A 20951-nucleotide genomic window follows, 5' to 3' on the forward strand; every position below is an offset into this window, starting at 1 on the left:
GCCTACTGCATGTTTCCTTGAATCGTAGCCGATTGCGCATCTGATAGGACGCGCGGCGCTGTAGGCCTGACCCTTACGGCTGCAGTTCAACATCCCAGTAGAGATAGTCCATCCAGCTTTCGTGCAGATGGTTCGGCGGGAAGAGCCGGCCGTTGTTGTGAAGGTCCTGCACCGTCGGCTGGTACGGCTTTTGATGCGGGAACATATTGGCCTGCTTCGGTAGCTTGCTGCCCTTGCGCAGGTTGCACGGCGAACAGGCCGCCACGACATTTTCCCAGGTCGTCTGGCCACCATGGGCGCGCGGCACCACATGATCGAAGGTCAGGTCGTCCGGCGATCCGCAATACTGGCACTCGAACTTGTCACGCAGGAAGACGTTGAACCGGGTGAAGGCCGGATGGCGCGACGGCTGCACATAACTCTTGAGACAAACGACGCTCGGCAGCCGCATCGAAAAGCTTGGCGACGAGACTGAATGTTCGTATTCGGCGAGGATCGTGACGCGGTCAAGGAAGACGGCCTTGATCGCGTCCTGCCAGGACCAGAGCGACAAGGGATAGTAACTCAGAGGCCGGTAGTCGGCGTTCAAGACGAGCGCCGGCAGGGCCTGTGGTGAGACTGCAATCGTCAAGCGTATTCTCCTGATCGATTCGGCATCTGCACCTTCTATATTAGTCGTGTTGCAACAGGATTGTGAAGCCACAAACAAAAACGGCGTGAAGGATTCGCTTTTTTCTTCAAGGCGTCACCGGCAGCACATCGCGCCGCATTTCCTGTGCATAATAGGCCCAGAACAGGCGCGCGGCGACGCTGCGCCAGGGTGACCAGGAGGTCGCGAGCGAATCAATCTCGCTTGCCGTCGGGCGCAGATCGAACTCGAGCGCGTGGCCGATGGCGTTCTGCAGTGCCACGTCGCCGGAAGGAAAGACGTCCGGATGGCCGGCACAGAAAAGCAGGTAGACCTCCGCCGTCCACCGACCGACCCCCTTGATTGCCGTCAATTCGTGGATCGCCACCGTGGCCTCAGCGTTGCAGATGGCGTCGAGATCGATCTCGCCGGCAGCCGCCGCTGCTGCGACTCGCCGCAATGTATCGGCCTTGGCGCGGGAGAGGCCGAATTGCCGGCAATCTTCGTCGCCGAGCGAAAGGACCGCCGCCGGACTGATCTCGCCGAGGGAGGCTTCCATGCGCCGCCAGATCGCGGCGGCGCTCGCCTTCGAGACCATTTGCGAAACGATGATGTTGGCGAGACCGCGATATCCGGGATCGGTTCTCCTGAGCGGCACCGGCCCTGCCTTGGCGACCACGTGCTCGAGGCGGGCGTCGAGCATCACCAGGCCGGCAAGCCCGGCCTCGATATCCTCGTGCGTCCGGATGATCCGCATGCGCCCTCCACTGCATAAGTTTCCTTGGATCGTAACCGATTCAAGGACAAAAACATGCAGCAATTCAAAGTGCTACAACGTGCCTTGTGCGTATGAAAAGACGCGCGGCGCTGTAGAAAGCGGATGACCTTTATACCGCTTCCATGTCAAAGGAAACGATGCCCATTTTGCCGGAACAACCCGTTTTTCGTTTCGCACCGAGCCCTAACGGCCTTCTGCACCTCGGTCACGCCCTGTCCGCCATCCTCAATCATGACATGGCGGCCGCCGCTAATGGACGCTTTCTGCTGCGGATCGAGGATATCGACCGCGCGCGTTGCCGCCCGGAGCTCGAACAGGCGATCTTCGACGATCTTGGCTGGCTGGGTCTTAGTTGGGAGCAGCCGGTTCGCCGCCAATCCGAACACCTCGACCTTTATGACGATATGCTTCAGCGCCTGCTGGCAATGGGTATCGTCTATCCATCCGTCATGACCCGCGGGGAGATCCGGGCGGCGGTGGCCGCGGCGGAAGCCGAGGGGTCGGCCTGGCCGCGCGATCCGGACGGAACGCCGCTTTATCCGGGCCGCGAGCGCGAACTATCGCTGGGCGAGCAAGCTGCTCTCATCGCCGGAGATCGGCCCTTTGCCTGGCGCCTGGACGTCGAAAAAGCGGTCGATCTCGTTCCCGGCCCATTGACGTGGCAGGAGACGGGAGCGGGGCCCGCCGGGGAAAAGGGCCAGATCGCGGCCGATCCCGCAAGCTGGGGCGATGTGATCCTTTCGCGTTCGGACGCGCCATCGAGCTACCACCTCTCGGTGGTTGTTGACGACGCGTTGCAGGGCGTCACCCATGTCGTGCGGGGGCGCGATCTCTATCATGCGACGTCGCTCCATCGTCTGCTCCAGCGGCTTCTCGACCTGCCGGAACCGGTCTACCACCATCACCGCCTGATCCTCGGGCCGGACGGCAGGAAGCTGGCGAAGAGCAACAAGGACACCGGAATCGCGGCTTTCCGCGCTGCCGGAAGGACGCCCGCGGATATTCGTGAAATGGTGCTATGAGCCATTCTCGGCGGGGTGATCGTCATTCACGCGCTGGCCCAGGAAACTGCGCATGACGAGGCGCTTGACCCTGAACTTCATGATGGCGGCGTTGATCTCGGCGCCGATGATGAAGATTGCGCCGATCATGTACAGGAACACCAGAACGATCACGACCGAGGCGAGACCGGCATAGGTGGTCACATAGCTGGAGAAGGCTTTGAGGTAGTAAGCAAAGGCGTAGGCGCCAATCGACCAGCACAGCAGTGTCAGAACAATTCCGGGAAGCACATCGAGGATCTTGCGGTGCCCGTCCGGAAGCCAGAGATGCGATACCAGCAGCCCGCCGGTGACCATGACCAGGGCCAGCGTCAGCCCCCAGTCATCGGCGGTTGCGAGGACGGAGTCCAGCCAGGGTAGCCATTGGTCGGCATTGCGCACCGCAAGCGGCACGGCGACGAGCAGGACGCTGATGACGGCAAGGATGAGCACGCCGGCGATCACGAAGCCGAGGCTCGCAAGCCGCGTCATGTACCAGGGGCGGCTTTCCGCCACCCGGTAGGCGCGGTTTAGCGCAATTCTGAGCGCTTCGACACCGTTGGAGGCGAAATAGGCGGCAGCGAGCACCGAGACGGTGAGCAATCCGCCGCGCGGGATCGTCAGCACCCGCACAACCTCGTCAGCCACCGGTTTGGCGATCGATTCCGGCCAGGCATCGAAAATCAGATGGACGGCGGTCTCCGCAAACTGGTCGGCGCCGAGAAAGCTGCCGAGCGCCGTGCCGAAGATCAGGAAGGGAAAGACGGCCATCAGCGAGGACAGTGCCACATGGCTCGCCATCGCCCAGCCGTCATCCTCGCTGAAATGCCAGAGCGCATCGAACACGACCTTCCAGATGATGCGAACGACGGCCATTCCAACTCCGAGCCTGCGGTATCCACGCGCACCGACTGGCGCCCGTGTAACACACGCAATTCAATTGTATCCCACCGACGAATATGGGAAACGGGGGATGGATTTCTACAGGAATCGACCGGATGCCCGATCGCCCCACAATCATCGTCACAGGCTGCTCTTCCGGCATCGGCGCCTACTGCGCCCGCGCGCTGAAGGCGGACGGCTGGCGCGTCTTCGCGACCGTTCGCCGGCCTGAAGATCAAGGGGAACTGGAGGCCGAAGGCATCGAGATCTTCATCATGGACTACACCAGGCCCGAAACGATCGTCGCGCTGACGGAGGCGGTGATGGCCCGTTCGGGCGGGCGCATCGACGCACTCTTCAACAATGGTGCCTATGGCCAGGCGGGTGCGGTCGAGGACCTGCCGGCCGAGGCACTCAGGCTGCAGCTCGAAACCAATGTCGTCGGCTGGCATGAACTGACACGCCGTGTGATACCGGCGATGCGCGCCCGCGGCCACGGCCGCATCGTCCAATGCTCCTCGATCCTCGGCATCGTCCCCTATCGCTGGCGCGGTGCCTACAACGCCTCGAAGTTCGCCATCGAGGGACTGTCGCTGACCTTGAGGATGGAGCTCGCCGGCAGCGGCGTCTACGTCAGCCTGATCGAGCCCGGGCCGATCGCGTCGAAATTCACGGCCAACGCGATCCCCTATATCGAGCGCTTCATCGATCTCAAGAATTCCGTGCACCGCGAGGAGTATGAGCGGCAGATGCGACGCCTGCGCGGCGAAAGCAAACCAGCACGGGGCAAGCTCGGGCCGGACGCCGTCTATGCTGTTTTGAAACATGCGCTGACGTCACGCAGGCCGAGACCGCACTATATAGTGACAAGACCCGCCAAGCAGGGTGCACTGTTGAAGAAGCTCCTGCCGGCCGCACTATTCTATCGCATCATCGGCCGTCTCGGCTGACCGAAATTGGAGGGATCTGCATCATGTCCACTTTCTTCACCGGCCTGACCCTGCTCGTCATGGGCCTGGTCGTCATCGTTCTGATCCGCGGCCTCTTCAATATGGCGGTCGGCGGCAGCGGCAATACTTCGAACAAGCTGATGCAGGCGCGCATCGTCCTGCAGGCGATCGCCATCGCGCTGATCCTGCTGACGCTTTGGTTCACCGGCGGCGGACGGCCGGGCTGAGAGAGGGCGACGACATCATGGTGAGGCTCAACAAGATATACACCAGAACAGGCGACGACGGCACGACCGGACTTGTTTCCGGCCCACGCCGAGCGAAATGCGACCTGCGCGTCGATGCCTATGGCACGGTCGACGAGGCAAACGCCCTGGTCGGCCTTGCGCGCCTGCATACAGAGGGCATGACCGATCTCGACGCCATGCTGATGCGCATCCAGAACGACCTCTTCGACCTCGGAGCAGACCTTGCAACACCGGATACCGGCGAGACGCTTGACCATGAACCGCTGAGGATCGCAGCCGCCCAGGTCAAAAGGCTCGAAGTTGAGATCGACCGCCTCAATGCCGATCTCGAGCCCTTGCGATCCTTCGTTCTGCCGGCCGGCAGCCCGGCCTCCGCGGCCCTGCACGTTGCCCGCACCGTCGCACGACGCGCCGAACGCCAGATCGTTGCACTTGCGGCCGGCGAGATCGTCAGCCGGGACGCCATCGCCTATATCAATCGACTCTCCGATTTCCTTTTCGTGGCCGCTCGCTGGGCAAATGACAGGGGACGTTCGGATGTGCTTTGGGTTCCGGGCAAGAACAGGTAACGTTCCTCAAGAATCGCGCTCGAGGGCCGCATGTTCATACCGCTTCACGACAGCAACGCACTGAAGCACATCAGCATGCAATACGTGACGATCGCACTGATCGCGACGAACGTCGCGGTCTGGCTGGTTACCGGCCCGATCGCCACGGAGGAATTCGCGAACGCAGCCGTACTCGGGCTCGGCTACATCCCGGCGGTGATCTTCGAGTACGCCGACCTCGATCCATCGCTCGTCATCGTTCCCGATCAATTCACGTTCGTCACCTATTCGTTCCTGCATGGCGACTTCTCGCATCTGGCGATGAACATGCTGTTTCTCTGGGTCTTCGGCGACAATGTCGAGGATGCCCTCGGGCATTTTCGCTTCCTCGTCTTCTACCTGCTGTGCGCTGCCGCGGGCGCGCTTGCGCACGGCCTGCTCGATCCTGCCTCGGAAGCGCCGCTGATCGGCGCCTCCGGCGCCATTTCCGGTGTCGTCGCCGCCTATTTCCTGCTGCATCCGAAGGTGCGCGTGTGGGTTCTCGTCCTTTTCCGCATTCCGCTGCCGCTGCCCGCGGCGATCCCTCTGGCTTTCTGGATCGGCCAGCAATTCTACATGCTGGTGGTTGACCCCGGCAGCGGTGTCTCCTGGAGTGCGCATGTCGGCGGCATTGTTGCGGGACTGCTGCTGGTGGTCGCTTTGCGACGTCGCGGCGTCCCGCTTTTCGATCGCACCATCGTCAGCCCGCGCGCCGTCGAGCATCGTGAGGAGCGTCCGGCGGACGTCGACGTCAGCACGGCGAGCACCCGCAAACCGCCTACTCCGTGGGGGCGCCCAACCTGAGACCTGGAGCGGGCGGAGAATATTTGGGCAGATATGGATCGCAATTTCAATATGTTGATCGTGTCGCGAGCGGCAATATCGGGCCGTTCGACGCCCCTCGCCTCAACTCTTGCCACGCGACTATATGACGTGTACGTAAACGTCATTCGAAATCTCGAGCATATATCGATTTAGCTTCGTGGGCGACGATTGTAATTGGAGAAAAAACGCGTATCGATGTCGCCAACCGACAATCAGGCAGCTCTGTTAAGGGGCATTTTCCTGCGAAAGCTCTTGGAGGGAATGAATCCATGAAAATCCTAGTAACGGTGAAGCGTGTCGTCGACTTTAACGTCAAGATCCGCGTGAAGGCGGATGGCACCGGCGTCGAGCTTGCCAATGTCAAGATGTCGATGAACCCGTTCGACGAGATCTCGGTCGAAGAGGCGCTGCGGCTGAAGGAAGCCGGCAAGGCGAGTGAAGTGGTCGTCGTCTCGGTCGGCCCGGCCAAGGCCGAGGAGACGCTGAGGACGGCGCTCGCCATGGGCGCCGACCGGGCGATCCTGGTCGAGACCGAAGACCAGGTCGAGCCGCTCGCCGTCGCCAAGATCGTCAAGGGTGTGGCCGAGGCCGAACAGCCGGGGCTGATCATCGTCGGCAAGCAGGCGATCGACGACGATTCGAACCAGACCGGCCAGATGCTCTCGGCGCTGTTGGGCTGGGCCCAGGGCACCTTCGCCTCCAAGGTCGAGATCGGCGACGGCAAGGTCAACGTCACCCGCGAAGTCGACGGCGGCCTGCAGACGGTGGAACTGAAGCTGCCGGCAGTGGTCACCACCGATCTCAGGTTGAACGAGCCGCGTTATGCCTCGCTGCCGAACATCATGAAGGCGAAGAAGAAGCCGCTCGACAAGAAGAGCCCGGCCGATTTCGGCGTCGACACGGCGCCGCGGCTGAAGGTGTTGAAGACGGAAGAGCCGTCGGGCCGCAAGGCCGGCGTCAAGGTCAAGTCGGTCGCCGAGCTCGTTGAGAAGCTCAAGAGCGAAGCCGGCGTGCTTTAGTTCATGCGTCCGGAAAGTGGGCACCGGTTTCCGGACAAACGCATGAACCACTTCAGAATCTAGAAGCTCCGATCGGGAACCGATCGTTGAGCTCAAACCGAAAGGGAGATCTCACCATGGCCATTCTGCTTCTGGCTGACCACGACAATGCCAATCTTTCCGACCAGACCGCCAAGGCGCTGACGGCGGCAACGAAGATCGGCGGCGACGTTCACATTCTCGTTGCCGGTTCGGGCGCCAAGGCGGTCGCCGAACAGGCGGCGAAGCTTGCCGGTGTTGCCAAGGTGCTCGTCGCCGACGACGCTAGCCTCGCCAACAGTCTCGCCGAGCCGCTCGCCGCCACAATCGTCTCGCTTGCCGGCGGCCACGACACCATTGTTGCCGCCGCCACCTCGGTCGGCAAGAACGTCATGCCGCGGGTTGCCGCGCTGCTCGACGTCGCCCAGGTGTCGGAGATCATCGAGGTGGTGTCCAGTGACACGTTCAAGCGGCCGATCTATGCCGGCAATGCCATCCAGACGGTGCAGACGAGCGAAGCGAAAAAGGTGATCACCGTGCGCACCGCCGCCTTCGCCTCGGCGCCGGCAGGCGGCTCGGCCGCGATCGAGACGGTCTCGGCCGCCGCCAATCCCGGTCTTTCGAGCCATGTTGCCGATGCGCTGTCGTCGTCGGACCGGCCGGAACTGACCTCGGCGAAGATCATCATCTCCGGCGGCCGGGCGCTCGGCTCGTCGGAAAAGTTCAAGGAAGTGATCCTGCCGGTTGCCGACAAGCTCGGTGCCGCCGTCGGCGCCTCGCGTGCCGCCGTCGATGCCGGTTATGCCCCGAACGACTGGCAGGTCGGCCAGACCGGCAAGGTGGTCGCCCCCGACCTCTACATCGCCTGCGGCATCTCCGGTGCCATCCAGCATCTCGCCGGCATGAAGGATTCCAAGGTGATCGTCGCGATCAACAAGGACGAGGAAGCGCCGATCTTCCAGGTCGCCGACTACGGCCTCGTCGCCGACCTCTTCGATGTTCTGCCGGAACTCGAAAAGGCGCTGTAACCATGCGTAAATCCCGTTTGCTTCCGGCATGAAAAAGGCTGGAAAAAGCGCGGACTTGGCATTAACAATCGTACCGGGCCGGCGCCATCGGCCCGGTATTTTTGTTTCTGCGGCTGCAAAGCTGCGGAAAGTCTCTTGAGGATGGATGTTCGCTTCGATGATCAAGACGGTCGGAATCATTGGCGCTGGTCAGATGGGCTGCGGCATTGCCCACGTTTCGGCAGCCGCCGGATACAAGGTGCAGCTCTATGATCTCGCTGCGGACCGCATCGAGGCCGGGCTTGCGACCATCAACGGCAATCTCGCCCGTCAGGTCTCCTCCGGCAAGATGACCGACGAGGACCGCAAGAAGGCGCTTTCCCTGATCAAGGGCTCCGCCGACATCAATGATCTCTCGCAGGCCGACCTCGTCATTGAGGCGGTGACGGAAGACGAAACCGTCAAGCGCAAGATCTACGGCCAGGTTTGCCCGATCATGAAGCCGGAGGCGATTCTCGCAACCAACACCTCTTCGCTGTCGATCACGCGGCTTGCATCCGCGACCGACCGGCCGGAACATTTCATGGGCATCCATTTCATGAACCCGGTTCCGGTGATGAAGCTGGTGGAACTGGTGCGCGGCATTGCGACCGATGAAGAGACCTTCAAGACGGCGAAGGAGTTCGTTGCTCATCTCGACAAGACCGTCACCGTCGCCGAGGATTTCCCCGCCTTCATCGTCAACCGCATCCTGCTGCCGATGATCAACGAGGCGATCTACACCCTCTACGAGGGCGTCGGCACCGTGGATGCCATCGATACGGCGATGAAACTCGGTGCAAACCATCCTATGGGACCGCTGCAGCTGGCCGACTTCATCGGCCTCGACACCTGCCTCTCGATCATGCAGGTGCTGCATGACGGCTTGGCCGATTCGAAGTACCGCCCCTGTCCGCTGCTGGTCAAATATGTCGAGGCTGGCTGGCTCGGCCGCAAATCCGGCCGCGGCTTCTACGACTATCGCGGCGACGTTCCGATTCCGACGCGCTGAGCCTTTTTGGTCCACATGCCTCTGGCCTGCCGGCCATCTCCCCCACAAGGGGGGAGAATAGATGCGGCCCGCCCGTCACTCCCAGCGAAGCATTCTGCTTGCGGCAGCGTAGCGAACGTAGCGAGGCGAAGCCGCTTGTTTTCTGCCCCCTTGTGGGGGAGATGGCCGGCAGGCCAGAGGGGGTAGTCCGGTGCGACTCCGTCGATGCAGCGCGCTTTGAAGCGCTAATCTCAAGTGCCCGCAGGCGACTTCAGCGCCGCCTGGATAAGCCTCTTCGCATCTTCGCTGTCCCAGGCGGCCGGACCGTTCATCGATCCGATCAGGCAGCCCTTCTCGTCGAGAAGCAGTGTCGCAGGAAGACCGAAGGCGAGGCCCTCCTTCTTGAGCGTATTAAACACGCCCATCGATGCATCCCGGTAGTAGCCGAGTTCGTGAACCCCGATCTCATCGAGGAAGGCCTTCGGCTTTTCGTCGTCGCCGGCATCGATGTTGATCGCGACGACCGAGAAGCGGTCGCCACCGAGCGCTTTCTGCAGTCCGTTCAGCGCCGGCATCTCTTCCCGGCAGGGCACGCACCAGGTCGCCCAAAGGTTGACGAGGACGGTCTTGCCGGCAAAGGCGGCAAGCGTCAGCGGTTTGCCATCGGGGCCGTTAAAATTGAGATCACGGATCGGACGCGGGTCGTCCGCCGGCGTCATGGCGGCGACCTGGCCCTTCATGAACGGGGTCAGCGAGGCGACTTTTTCCTTGATTTGCGGGCAGCTCCCGCCATCAGCCGTTTGCGTCGCCACGCGGTCGCCGGATCCTGTGGCATTGCCAGACCCCGTCTCCTTCACGTATACCGCAGCCGCGCCGACGATTACGCCGAAAAGGGCGGCGAGCGCGATCAAACGGACGGCCAGGGGATTTTTTTTCTGGTCTGGCATTTCATTCTCCAAGGCGGGCATCCTCATGGCTGACGGCAGTTCCGAGACGAAATCCTCCAACCAGATGTGGGGCGGGCGCTTTGCCTCTGGCCCGGATGCGATCATGGAGGAGATAAACGCCTCGATCGGCTTCGACAAGAAGCTCTACGCACAGGACATCCGCGGCTCAATAGCGCATGCGACCATGCTGGCGCATCAAGGCATCATTTCTGCCGAAGACAAAGACAAGATCGTTCACGGGCTTAACACGATCCTGTCAGAGATCGAAAGCGGTGCGTTCGAGTTCTCGCGGCGCCTGGAAGACATTCACATGAATGTCGAGGCGCGGCTGGCGACCCTGATCGGGCCCGCTGCCGGCCGGCTGCACACGGCACGCTCGCGCAACGACCAGGTCGCGCTCGACTTCCGCCTGTGGGTCAAGGAAGAACTGCAAAAAACCGAAAAGGCACTGACCGCGCTGATCGCCGCCTTCCTGGATCGCGCCGAAGAGCATGCCGACACGGTCATGCCGGGCTTCACGCACCTGCAAACGGCGCAGCCGGTCACCTTCGGCCATCATTGCATGGCCTATGTCGAAATGTTCGGCCGCGACCGCTCGCGCGTCCGCCATGCGATCGAGCACATGGATGAAAGCCCGATCGGCGCTGCGGCCCTGGCGGGCACGGGCTTTCCGATCGACCGGCACATGACGGCAAAGGCGCTTGGCTTCCGCGAGCCGACCCGCAATTCGATCGACACCGTCTCCGATCGCGACTTCGCACTGGAGTTCCTTTCGATCGCCTCGATCGCGGCGACCCACCTGTCGCGCCTTGCCGAAGAGATCGTCATCTGGTCGACGCCGCAATTCGGCTTCATCCGTCTGTCGGACGCGTTCTCGACCGGCTCGTCGATCATGCCGCAGAAGAAGAACCCCGACGCGGCCGAGCTCGTGCGCGCCAAGACGGGCCGCATCAACGGCTCGCTGATTGCACTGCTGACCGTGATGAAGGGCCTGCCCCTCGCCTATTCGAAGGACATGCAGGAGGACAAGGAGCAAGTCTTCGACGCCGCCGAAAGCCTCGAACTGGCAATCGCCGCGATGACCGGCATGGTGCGCGACATGACCGTGCGCGCCGATCGAATGAAAGCTGCCGCCGGCTCCGGCTATTCGACCGCGACCGACCTTGCCGACTGGCTGGTCCGGGAAGCAGGTCTGCCCTTCCGCGACGCTCACCATGTAACCGGCCGCGCCGTGGCGCTTGCCGAACAGAAGGGCTGCGACCTCGCCGATCTGTCGCTCGCCGACTTGCAGTCGATCAATCCGGCGATCACCGAGAAGGTCTTCGACGTACTGACCGTCGAGGCCTCGGTCGCGAGCCGCACCAGCTTCGGTGGCACCGCGCCTGCCGAAGTGCGCAAGCAGATCGCCTGGTGGCGGGCCCGCAACTAGGACAACGACGTGCATGCAAGCAAAGACCGAAAGCGTGTCGCCGCGCTGCCATTGTGTGCGCCATGCGTTGGGCAGCGCAGAAAGAGGGTGCACAAGGCCCTGAAAAATCGATAAGACATCGCACCAGAGCGGGAGAGAAAGACCCGCCCGCTCCAACTCACTCGGCTCCCGTTTCGGCAAAGGATAATGACGATGACATTGACGAAGTCAGCCCGGCTTGCGCTTGTGCTCGCTATCTCCGGGCTGGTTCTCATCGGTTGTGGGCGTAAGGGCGATCTCGACCGACCGGGCGCCACCACGCTCAACACCAAAGCGCCGGCGGGAACCGTCGAAGAGAAGGATACGGTAGAGGACCGGCCCTTCCTGCTTGATCCCCTCCTCTGAACCGAGCAAAGCCCCGTGAACCATTTCCAATACCGCGACGGAATTCTTTATGCCGAAGACGTCCCCGTAACGGACATCGCAAGAGCCGTCGGAACACCCTTCTATTGCTATTCCACCGCAACGCTGGAACGCCATTACCGGGTCTTCGCGCAAGCCTTTGCCGATGTTGATGCCATGGTCTGCTACGCGATGAAGGCCAATTCGAACCAGGCCGTGCTGAAGACGCTGGCCCGGCTTGGCGCGGGGGTTGATGTGGTTTCCGAGGGTGAACTCCGTCGCGCGCTTGCCGCCGGGGTGCCGGCGGACCGGATCATGTTTTCCGGCGTCGGCAAGACGGCGCGCGAGATGGACTTCGCGATCGAGGCGGGCATCTATTGCTTTAATGTCGAATCCGAGCCGGAGCTGGAGGTCCTGAACCAACGGGCACTACGGGCCGGCAAGCAGGCGCATGTTTCCTTCCGCATCAATCCGGACGTTGATGCCCGCACGCATGCGAAGATTTCGACCGGCAAGAAGGAGAACAAGTTCGGTATTTCCTGGGAGCGGGCGCGCAGCGTCTATGCCCACGCCGCCACCCTGCCTGGCATCAAGGTCACCGGCATCGACATGCATATCGGCAGCCAGATCACCGAGTTGCAGCCGTTCGACGATGCCTTCAAGCTGCTGCGCGAACTCGTCGATACCCTCAGGTCGGATGGCCATGCGATCGACCACGTCGATATCGGCGGAGGTCTCGGCATTCCCTACAGGGACGACAACAATCCGCCGCCGTTGCCCGATGCCTATGCAGACATCGTCAAGAACCAGCTCAAGGGCCTCAACTGCCGCATCGTCACCGAACCCGGTCGGCTGATCGTCGGCAACGCCGGCATTCTTGTTACCGAAGTGATCTACGTGAAGGATGGCGGCGACAAGACCTTCGTCATCGTCGACGGCGCGATGAACGACCTGATCCGCCCGACCCTCTACGAGGCATATCACGAAATCCGGCCGGTGAAGATTTCCGCCGCCAATGCACCGCGCATCAAGGCCGACGTGGTTGGCCCTGTTTGCGAAACCGGTGACTACCTGGCGCTCGATCGCGAGATGGCGATGCCGAAACCGGGCGATCTGTTCGCAATCGGCTCGGCCGGTGCTTACGGAGCGGTGCAGTCGGGAACCTACAACAGCCGCCTGCTCGTGCCGGAAGTGCTCGTCAAGGGCGACCGCTTCCACGTCGTGCGCCCACGCCAGGACTATGACCGCCTGATCGGCCTCGACTCGGTGCCGGACTGGCTCGACTGAGCCGCATCGTTCGGCTTCTGGCCAGGATGTCGCAGGGCCGTGCGGCGATCACGATTTGTTGTCGCCCTCGTCTTCGCCACAAACGGTGTTATCCTGCGTTGCAAGGATCACTACGCGCCGTGCGTCTGTTCAGACACGCAAGAACGCTGTAGCACTTTGAATTGCTGCATGTTTTATCCTTGATCGGCTGGGATTTGAGCATACATGCAGAAGAACGACCATGAGCGACCGAAAGGGAACTTGGGCGGATGACGCAATTCCGGCGGGATGACACGCCACAACCGAAGCCCTTCGCCAGGATGCTGGCGACAAAGAGGTTTTTCGCCCGCTTGGTCCTTTTCGCGGAGCAGGTTCTGCCCCGCGCGCTGTTGCCTGCGTCGATCGTTCTCCTGTTCCTCTCCGCAGGCTGGCTCGGTTTCTTCCGCGTCGCGCCGTTGTGGCTGCACGCCGCAATCCTTCTCGTCTTCCTCGCAGGATTGTTCTTCTCGCTCCTGCCGCTGACCCGGGTCCGCTGGCCGGAAAACACTGATGCCGACCGGATGCTTGAAGACCGCAACGAGCTGCCCCATCAGGCGATCCGCGTCCAGGACGACACGCCGGCAACAGAGGGAGCATTCGGGGCGGCGCTGTGGCGCGAGCACCAGGTGCGCATGGCCAAACTGGTCCGTGCATTGGACACCGGCCTTCCGCGTCCCGATATCGCGCGGCACGACCCCTGGGCACTGAGAGCGGTCCCCGTGTTGCTCGCCTGCCTTGCATTTGCCTATTCCTATTCGAACCGCGCGGGGTTGGTAACGGACGCTTTCCGACTGCCCCAGCAGACGGCTGTGGCGGCGGACATCCGCATCGACGCCTGGGTGACGCCGCCGGCCTACACGGGCCGGGCACCGATTTTCCTGACCGGCCGGCATGACACGGCTTCAGCTCAAGAGCAGGCTCCGGCTCCTGACAAAGCCCTCATCACCGTGCCGCAGTTCAGCGATTTGACGGTCAGGATAACCGGTGCCGGACCGGAGACACGCGTGAGCTATGCCGAAACCGCTGGAACCGGACCGGTGGTCATTCCCGCTGCCGCGGACAAAGCGAAGTCGGAACCAAAGACGGAACCGCAGGAAGCGGTGCAGGCGCGGAATGACGTCCGCAACCATCTCTACAAGATAACCAAGGACGGAACGCTTTCAGTCGGCGGGCAAAGCTGGAACTTCAAGATCACGCCGGACAGCGTCCCCGACATCGCTTTCGATGGGCCCCCGCGCCCGACCGCGAATGCGTCGCTCGAAATAAGTTTCCTTGGGCATGACGACTACGGCATCTCGCAGGCCTGGGCTGAAATCAAGCCGTTGGACGAGCCGCCCGGCGCCCGGTCGCTTTACCCCCCGCCCGAGTATCGCCTCGACCTGCCGCGCCGCAATGCCCGCGAGGCCAAGGGGACCACGAGCCGGAACCTTAGCGAGGATCCGCTCGCCGGAAAGCGTGTGCGCATCACCCTGGTCGCCCGCGATGCCGCCGGTCAAGAAGGCCGAAGCGTGCCGCAGGACATCATCCTTCCGGCACGCCAGTTCTTCGAACCGCTCGCTGCTGCCGTTGCCGAGCAAAGGCAGGTCTTCGCGCTTAACGTCAACGACCTGCCACGCGCGATCGATCTCAACGACGCACTGACGCTCTACGCGGAGGAGACGATCCCGAACCTTACGCATTTCCTGCTGATCCAGTCGGCACGCACGCGCATGGCGCTCGCGCGCAACGACGACATGCTCAGGGACGCGGCTGATCATCTCTGGGAGATTGCCCTCGGCATCGAGGACGGCGACCTGTCGCTCGCCGAACGGAGGCTGCGCGACGCTCAGCAGAAGCTTTCCGATGCACTCGACCGCAATGCGTCCGACGAGGAAATCGCCAAGCTGATGCAGGAATTGCGCCAGGCGATGCAGGAATACATGCAGCAACTTGCCGAGCAAGCCGCAAAAAACCCGCGCATGGCGATCAACCCCAACCAGAACAACGTGCTGCGCCAGCAAGACCTGCAAAAGATGATGGACCAGATTGAAAATCTGGCCCGGTCCGGCTCGCGCGACGAGGCGCGCCAACTCCTGTCTGAACTGCAGAGAATGATGAACAACCTGCAGGCCGGGCGCATGCAGCAGATGGGCGAGCAGAACGACGCGATGCGCCAGCAGATGGACAAGCTCGGTCAGTTGATGCAGCAGCAGCAACAGTTGATGGACGAGACCTTCAAACTTGACCAGGCGCTCCGCGACCGGATGCAACGTGGCGATCCGCTACAGGGCGAAGACAACGAGCTTTTCGGTCAGGACATGCCGCAGGATCCCGGGCAGCAAAGCGATCCCAACGGCAAGCCCAACCCGCTCGACGACAAGACTGCCGAACAGTTGAAGGAAGCCTTGAAGCAACTGCGGCAGCAGCAGGAAGGGCTTGGCAAGCAGCTCGGGGAACTGCAGAAAGGCCTCGAGCAGCTTGGCGTTAAGCCCGGCAAGGGCTTCGGCCAAGCACAGCGCGAGATGAAGGGAGCGGCCGACGCGCTTGGCGAGGGCGAGGGCGAACAGGCTGTCGGCAGTCAGGGCCGGGCGTTGCAGGCCTTGCGCGAAGGCGCACAGGACATGATGAACCAGATGCAGGCCCAAGGGCAGCAGGGTCCCGGACAGGGCGTTCCCCAATACGGTCAGAATGGACGGGACCCGCTCGGCCGTCGTCAGCAGAATGTCGGCCCTGACTTCGGCGACCAGGTCAAGGTTCCGGACGAAATCGATACCCAGCGCGCCCGCGAAATCCTCGACGCGATCCGCCGCAAGCTCGGCGACAGCCTGTCTCCGGAGGCCGAGCGGCAATATCTCGAACGCCTGCTCGATATGCGCTGACCGCCGCATAATTCCTTCGGTGGTATAGAAGGATGCATGTGACCGGCCATCGCCGGCAAGCGGCGACGGCCCTAAATCGGAAATGGCTGTCAGGCGACGAGCGCCAGGGCGACTGCCTTGCGAATATCGGGCAGCGAGAACGGCTTGGAAATGACATCGACAACCTTGCCCGAGAGATCGTCCGCGCGTTCGCGCTGTTCCGCATAGCCGGTCATGAGCAGGATCTTGAGCGCGGGAAACGCGGCGGAGGCCTGATGCGCCAATTCGATGCCGTCCATCACCGGCATGCGGATATCGGACAAGAGCAGATCAAAGGCCTGGCTTTGCAGGCAGGCGAGGCCGTCGGCTCCATCGCCCGCCTCGACAGTTTCATGTCCATCGAGTCGCAATGCGCGCGCCACAAATGAGCGCAAGGCATCCTCATCCTCGGTAATCAGGATTCTCGCCATCATGGCCTCCCGTCTTCGCTCCCATTGAGCGCCATGCGTCCCTTGGACTTACAAAGGACGCTCATCTCGTTGAACTCGAGCATCATGCCTTCTGAAACCGCTGCCGATTTCGAGCATATGCCGACGCCACGCTTCGACATGCCGAAGCCGTGACGCCCCTCCAAACAACCAGCTTTTCGTTTGCTTTCGGTAAACGCCGCAGCGTCGATTTTCAGAAAAGGCGGCGCATCACACCTTGGGCCGGTCCCGATCCAAGGACAAAGTCATGTAGAAAATCAAACAGCGACCTATGCGCGTCTAACTAGACGCGCGCCGCTGCAGGTATCACTCAGCATCACCCGTGACGACGCCGACGAATGGCAGTTCGCGGAAGGCGTAGGCGACGTCCATGCCGTAACCGACGACGAAATGGTCCGGACATTCGAAGCCGACGTAATCGGCCTCCAGATCGACCCGACGCTTCATCCGCTTGTCCAAAAGGACGGCGATCGTGACATTTCGCGCGCCGCGCTCCAAAAGCAGGTCCTTGGCGAAACGCAACGTCCCGCCGGATTCGAGAATGTCATCGATCAGCAGGACATCGCGACCGTGCACGTCGCTATCGATATCCTTGGTTATCTTCACGCCCTTGGATTCGGTTCCCGTGCCGTAGCTCGATAGCGTGATGAATTCGACCTCCGGCGCGAGACCGGCGTCATGCATGGCGCGGATGAGATCGGCCGCAAAAATGAACGAGCCTTTCAATATCGAAATGACCAGCAGATCCTTGTGGGGCCCACGAACGATCGCATCCGCCAGTTCGTGATTGCGGGCAGCGATCGTCTCGGCGCTGTACAGGACTTCGATATTCTTGCCGCGGACGACGGGCATGCGGGACTCTCCAGCACTTCATTGCGGAAGACAGGGAGTGGCTTCCTTTCAAGCGCCGCTTAGCACAATCAGAGCCGAGAAACACTGTTTTCGGCGAAAGAAACCGTGACGTCCGGCATTTTTCCGCCCGCGTAGGGAAGGCGGGCAGCGAAATGACGACTCTCGCCGGGTGCAATCGACGCACCGTCGGGCATCAACCGCGTTGCCGTCACCTTGTGCCCGTTGCTCCTGACATCGACCACGACAAGCGGCAGACGTTGTTCCGTGCCGGAGCGGTTGTCTATGCTTCCGTAGACCGAAAGCACCTGCATGCCACCGGCATAGTCGAACGATGCCCTGACGCCTCCGATCGACAGAGGTTGGGTGTCCGCCTGTCCTTCGCTGAAAAGGCCTGCGATCAGAAGGAACACCCCGAGGCCCAACCCGCTGACCAGCCCGGCGAATTGGCGGGCCGGCATGCCGCGCAACCTGGCCTCGACGATCGTCAAAACCTGCCGAGTGGGCTTTCCGCGCCTGGCGAGCGCGGCTTTCCGGTTGACGTTGAAGACCGGATAAGGGCTGGGCCGCGCGGTGGTGGCAATAGTCTCGAATTCGGCGTCGACATAATCGAGCATTCTGGCTGTGGCGCCACTCGGACGCGCCTCCCGTTCCGGCGGAAGCAGATCGACGTGGGCGGTCGTTCTTGAGCGAAATGCCTGCATGGGTTCCCCCTGATGCATGTCGCCCAAAAGTGTGCAGCGGTTTTGGACAACGACATGCATGAAAACAAAGAACTAAAGCGCGTCGCATAAGGCCGTTTGAATGCGACCCGCTTTGGATCGCTCCGTCGCTCCTCCCGAAGCAACGTGCGGCACCGTACGGCAGCGCGACCGGCGGCAGCCTTGAGCGGAGCTTGCGGGCAATGCCTGTAACCGGCCTGTGCAAGAAACAGGGCATTGCATCAAATCCTGACGACACGTAAACCGAAATGGTTAATGTTTCGGAAAGAAGCCGTGAAAGCGACGCCTTTTCATGGAAAGTTAACCGCCGTGCCGCACACGGATTTTACTCTGGCGGAATTGCTGTCCTCTGCGCGGACGATCGGCTTGGCGGCGGATGTCGAAGGTCGTGACGAGAAACTGGGCTGGCCCATTGATTCACTTTGAGAACGTCGGATTGCGCTATGGCATGGGACCGGAAATCCTCCGGGACCTGACATTCGACATCCCACGCCGGTCGTTTCAGTTTCTCACCGGACCGTCGGGCGCCGGCAAGACGACCCTGCTGCGGTTGCTCTTCCTGTCGCTGCAGCCGACACGCGGGTTGATCCGCATGTTCGATCGCAACATATCCTCCATCCCGAGAGACGAATTCCCGATGCTGCGCCGGCGCGTCGGCATCGTCTTTCAGGACTTCCGCCTGCTTGACCATCTGACAACCTACGAGAACGTCGCCCTGCCACTCAGAGTGCGGGGCAAGGAGGAGGCAAGCTATCGCGCGGACGTGCTCGAACTTCTAAAATGGGTCGGCCTCGGCGAGCGTATCAACGTGCTGCCGCCGGTGCTTTCGGGTGGCGAGAAACAACGCGCGGCGATCGCCCGGGCTCTGATCGACCGGCCGGAGATCCTGCTCGCCGACGAGCCGACGGGTAACGTCGATCCGCCGATGGCGCGCCGCTTGCTGAACCTCTTCCTCGAGCTCAACCGGCTCGGAACGGCGGTGGTGATCGCCACCCACGACCTGTCCTTGATGGATCAGGTCGAAGCCCGGCGCATGATCCTGTCACAGGGGCGGCTCGACATCTATGAATGAGAACAGCGTCCCCCGCCGCGAACCCGAACAGCAGCCGCGCCGCACCGAAATGCGCGTGCGCCCGACCGGTCCGATCGTGCCTTCGGCCAATGTTTCCGGTCACGCGCTGATGTGCGTCATCGCGATCATGTCCTTCCTCGCCTGCCTGACGCTCGGCGGGGTCAGCATGGTACGGGCGACGGCGCAAAGCTGGCAGTCCCAGATCTCGCGGGAAATCACCATCCAGATCAAGCCTGACGACAATCTCGACATGGAAAAGGCGCTCGCCGACGCGCGCGACCTGGCGCTGACCTTCAGCGGCACGACCGGCGGGAACATCATCGATCGGGCCGCTACGGCACGGCTCCTCGAGCCGTGGCTCGGCGAGGGTCTCGATCTCGACGAACTGCCTGTGCCGCGACTGATCGTCATTACCATCGACGAGAACAACCCGCCCGACTTCGCCGCCATGCGCAAGGCGCTGACGGAAACGATTCCGCAGGCCTTTCTCGATGATCACCGCACCTGGGTCGACCGTCTTGTGGCTATGGCCAATACCACTGCGATGATCGGGAGCGGCGTCCTCGCGCTGGTTTTCTCGGCCATGGTGCTCACCGTCGTCTTCGCGACCCGCGGTGCCTTGTCCGGCAACCGTCACATTGTCGAGGTGCTGCATTTCGTCGGTGCGGAGGCGGGTTTCGTGGCCTCCGAGTTCCAGAAGCACTTCCTGCGGATCAGCCTGAAAGGCGCCGGGACCGGCGGCCTGCTGGCTGCGCTTTCCTTCGCCCTGGCCAGTTTCTGGCAGTCGCAGACGCTTGCCACCCCCGAGTCGGACCAGGCTACCGCCCTGTTTGGCCGATTTGCCATCGGTTACGCCGGTTATCTTGGCATATTCGCGATCATAATCGTCATCGCCCTGCTGACGACTCTGACGGCGCGCCTTACAGTCATGCGAACGATCTACGAAATAGATCTCATCCGGTCGGATCCTGGCCGGACGGACACCTTTCAAAGCTGACAGCCATGAACCGCGTTCACTCCATCTATTCCCTGCCGCATTCTGCGGCTACTGGATGATTCCCAAATCGGAATCGATTTAGGGAAAAAATCATGCAGCAATTCAAAGTGCTACAGCGACCTTTGCGTGCGATTGGACGCGCGGCGCTGTAAGTGAAGAGAATCATGATGGTGCGAGAATTGGGCGAGAGCGAAATGGCCGGGAGGGGCAGTTGGCGGGAGAGAGCCGTGCGCCGCCGCCGGTCCCGCAGCCTGCTGCGCAAAATCCTGCGCCGGACATTTTTCGTGCTGCTTCTCTTCCTTGCCGTTTTCATCGCCGGCTTCCTGCAGTTTGCGGACACCGTCGCCTCACTGCAGCCGCCGGCTCATCCGAGGGCCGACGCGATCGTCGTCCTGACGGGCGGCTTCCAGCGGATCGATCAGGCGGTGGATCTTCTGAAGTCAGGATCAGGCAAGCGGCTGCTGATCTCAGGCGTCCATCCGGCGACGACGGGCACCCAGATACGCCGTAACACGCAGAGTTCGGCCGATCTCTTCAAGTGCTGCGTCGACATCGGGCATGAAGCAATCGACACGATCGGCAACGCCACCGAGGCTGCGCAGTGGATCCGCAATCGCGGCTACAAGACCGTGCTCGTCGTCACCAACAATTACCATATGCCGCGCAGCCTTCTGGAGTTGCGCCGCGCCAAGCCCGACACGGAGTTCATCGCCTATCCGGTCGTCAATTCCGATCTGAAGACGACCAACTGGCTGCGTAACCCGCGCGTGCTGAAGGCCATCCTGCTCGAATATGGCAAATATTCCGTCGCCTCCATGCTCGACATGATGGGCGCACGTCCGACGAATGGCCTCAGGGTACTTTCGTCTCGGGCGACCCCGGCCGAAGAATAGCGCCGAGTGCCACGACGAC

23 protein-coding genes are annotated in these 20951 nt (G+C 61.9%); 16 read left to right on the forward strand and 7 right to left on the reverse strand.

Features of this window, described 5'->3' with window-relative positions; genetic code table 11:
• Positions 1-73: 73 nt before the first annotated feature.
• Both QA637_RS13375 and QA637_RS13380 read right to left on the reverse strand, forming a co-directional pair.
• Positions 74-631: an HNH endonuclease gene (locus QA637_RS13375; RefSeq protein ID WP_136508865.1), complete on the reverse strand. Its 558-nt coding sequence runs from the start codon at positions 629-631 to the stop codon at positions 74-76.
• Positions 632-737: 106 nt separating this feature from the next.
• Positions 738-1385: a DNA-3-methyladenine glycosylase family protein gene (locus tag QA637_RS13380; protein ID WP_153441609.1), complete on the reverse strand. Its 648-nt coding sequence runs from the start codon at positions 1383-1385 to the stop codon at positions 738-740.
• A 158-nt stretch (positions 1386-1543) separates the two neighbouring features.
• Between QA637_RS13380 and gluQRS the strand changes: the two genes are divergently transcribed.
• Positions 1544-2428, forward strand: coding sequence for a tRNA glutamyl-Q(34) synthetase GluQRS (gluQRS, locus tag QA637_RS13385; protein WP_153441608.1), 885 nt, complete (start codon positions 1544-1546; stop codon positions 2426-2428).
• On the opposite strand, the gene QA637_RS13390 is transcribed toward gluQRS, so the two are convergent.
• Complete coding sequence (locus QA637_RS13390) at positions 2423-3322, reverse strand: YihY/virulence factor BrkB family protein (protein ID WP_153441607.1); 900 nt, start codon at positions 3320-3322, stop codon at positions 2423-2425. The genes gluQRS and QA637_RS13390 overlap by 6 nt on opposite strands.
• 122 nt (positions 3323-3444) lie before the next feature.
• Between QA637_RS13390 and QA637_RS13395 the strand changes: the two genes are divergently transcribed.
• The 7 genes from QA637_RS13395 (at position 3445) to QA637_RS13425 (ending at position 9033) form a co-directional block, all read left to right on the forward strand.
• Complete coding sequence (locus tag QA637_RS13395; RefSeq protein WP_153441606.1) at positions 3445-4278, forward strand: SDR family oxidoreductase; 834 nt, start codon at positions 3445-3447, stop codon at positions 4276-4278.
• A 23-nt stretch (positions 4279-4301) separates the two neighbouring features.
• Positions 4302-4505, forward strand: a complete 204-nt coding sequence (locus tag QA637_RS13400) for a twin transmembrane helix small protein (protein ID WP_153441605.1) — start codon at positions 4302-4304, stop codon at positions 4503-4505.
• A gap of 17 nt (positions 4506-4522) precedes the next feature.
• Positions 4523-5095 (forward strand): cob(I)yrinic acid a,c-diamide adenosyltransferase, encoded by a 573-nt coding sequence (locus tag QA637_RS13405; RefSeq protein WP_153441604.1) that lies wholly within the window; start codon positions 4523-4525, stop codon positions 5093-5095.
• A gap of 30 nt (positions 5096-5125) precedes the next feature.
• Positions 5126-5917, forward strand: coding sequence for a rhomboid family intramembrane serine protease (locus tag QA637_RS13410; RefSeq protein ID WP_153441603.1), 792 nt, complete (start codon positions 5126-5128; stop codon positions 5915-5917).
• Positions 5918-6207: 290 nt separating this feature from the next.
• Positions 6208-6957, forward strand: coding sequence for an electron transfer flavoprotein subunit beta/FixA family protein (locus QA637_RS13415; RefSeq protein WP_153441602.1), 750 nt, complete (start codon positions 6208-6210; stop codon positions 6955-6957).
• Positions 6958-7073: 116 nt separating this feature from the next.
• Entirely contained in the window at positions 7074-8003 is a 930-nt protein-coding gene (locus QA637_RS13420) for an electron transfer flavoprotein subunit alpha/FixB family protein (RefSeq protein ID WP_153441601.1), read from the forward strand.
• A gap of 157 nt (positions 8004-8160) precedes the next feature.
• A complete protein-coding gene (locus tag QA637_RS13425) occupies positions 8161-9033 on the forward strand; it encodes a 3-hydroxybutyryl-CoA dehydrogenase (RefSeq protein ID WP_153441600.1) in 873 nt (290 codons plus the stop codon).
• A gap of 230 nt (positions 9034-9263) precedes the next feature.
• Here QA637_RS13425 and tlpA read toward each other — a convergent pair whose 3' ends face one another.
• On the reverse strand, positions 9264-9959 hold the full coding sequence (gene tlpA, locus QA637_RS13430) for a thiol:disulfide interchange protein TlpA (protein ID WP_153441599.1): 696 nt from the start codon (positions 9957-9959) through the stop codon (positions 9264-9266).
• A 25-nt stretch (positions 9960-9984) separates the two neighbouring features.
• On the opposite strand from tlpA, the gene argH reads away from it, so the two are divergent.
• The 4 genes from argH (at position 9985) to QA637_RS13450 (ending at position 15932) form a co-directional block, all read left to right on the forward strand.
• A complete protein-coding gene (argH, locus tag QA637_RS13435; protein WP_153441598.1) occupies positions 9985-11388 on the forward strand; it encodes an argininosuccinate lyase in 1404 nt (467 codons plus the stop codon).
• A 192-nt stretch (positions 11389-11580) separates the two neighbouring features.
• Complete coding sequence (gene lptM, locus QA637_RS13440; protein WP_153441597.1) at positions 11581-11772, forward strand: LPS translocon maturation chaperone LptM; 192 nt, start codon at positions 11581-11583, stop codon at positions 11770-11772.
• Positions 11773-11787: 15 nt separating this feature from the next.
• Complete coding sequence (gene lysA / locus QA637_RS13445) at positions 11788-13056, forward strand: diaminopimelate decarboxylase (RefSeq protein WP_184108570.1); 1269 nt, start codon at positions 11788-11790, stop codon at positions 13054-13056.
• A gap of 248 nt (positions 13057-13304) precedes the next feature.
• Entirely contained in the window at positions 13305-15932 is a 2628-nt protein-coding gene (locus QA637_RS13450; protein WP_153441596.1) for a TIGR02302 family protein, read from the forward strand.
• Between the two features lie 89 nt (positions 15933-16021).
• Here the strand turns inward: QA637_RS13450 and QA637_RS13455 are convergent, their stop codons facing one another.
• From QA637_RS13455 to QA637_RS13465, 3 genes are all read right to left on the reverse strand, one after another.
• On the reverse strand, positions 16022-16381 hold the full coding sequence (locus QA637_RS13455) for a response regulator (protein WP_136508849.1): 360 nt from the start codon (positions 16379-16381) through the stop codon (positions 16022-16024).
• Between the two features lie 324 nt (positions 16382-16705).
• Positions 16706-17251: a hypoxanthine phosphoribosyltransferase gene (hpt, locus tag QA637_RS13460; RefSeq protein ID WP_153441595.1), complete on the reverse strand. Its 546-nt coding sequence runs from the start codon at positions 17249-17251 to the stop codon at positions 16706-16708.
• A gap of 68 nt (positions 17252-17319) precedes the next feature.
• Positions 17320-17952 (reverse strand): hypothetical protein, encoded by a 633-nt coding sequence (locus tag QA637_RS13465; RefSeq protein WP_153441594.1) that lies wholly within the window; start codon positions 17950-17952, stop codon positions 17320-17322.
• Positions 17953-18186: 234 nt separating this feature from the next.
• Between QA637_RS13465 and QA637_RS13470 the strand changes: the two genes are divergently transcribed.
• The 4 genes from QA637_RS13470 to QA637_RS13485 all read left to right on the forward strand — a co-directional run bounded on the left by QA637_RS13470 (position 18187) and on the right by QA637_RS13485 (position 20932).
• Positions 18187-18396, forward strand: a complete 210-nt coding sequence (locus QA637_RS13470) for a hypothetical protein (RefSeq protein WP_167528350.1) — start codon at positions 18187-18189, stop codon at positions 18394-18396.
• 22 nt (positions 18397-18418) lie between these two features.
• Entirely contained in the window at positions 18419-19042 is a 624-nt protein-coding gene (gene ftsE, locus QA637_RS13475; protein ID WP_234887029.1) for a cell division ATP-binding protein FtsE, read from the forward strand.
• Positions 19035-20039, forward strand: a complete 1005-nt coding sequence (locus QA637_RS13480; RefSeq protein ID WP_153441592.1) for a cell division protein FtsX — start codon at positions 19035-19037, stop codon at positions 20037-20039. Before ftsE ends, QA637_RS13480 begins: the two co-directional genes overlap by 8 nt.
• A gap of 194 nt (positions 20040-20233) precedes the next feature.
• Entirely contained in the window at positions 20234-20932 is a 699-nt protein-coding gene (locus QA637_RS13485; RefSeq protein WP_153441623.1) for a YdcF family protein, read from the forward strand.
• Positions 20933-20951 lie beyond the last annotated feature (19 nt).

The organism is Sinorhizobium terangae (genome assembly GCF_029714365.1).
GTDB classification, from domain to species: domain Bacteria; phylum Pseudomonadota; class Alphaproteobacteria; order Rhizobiales; family Rhizobiaceae; genus Sinorhizobium; species Sinorhizobium terangae.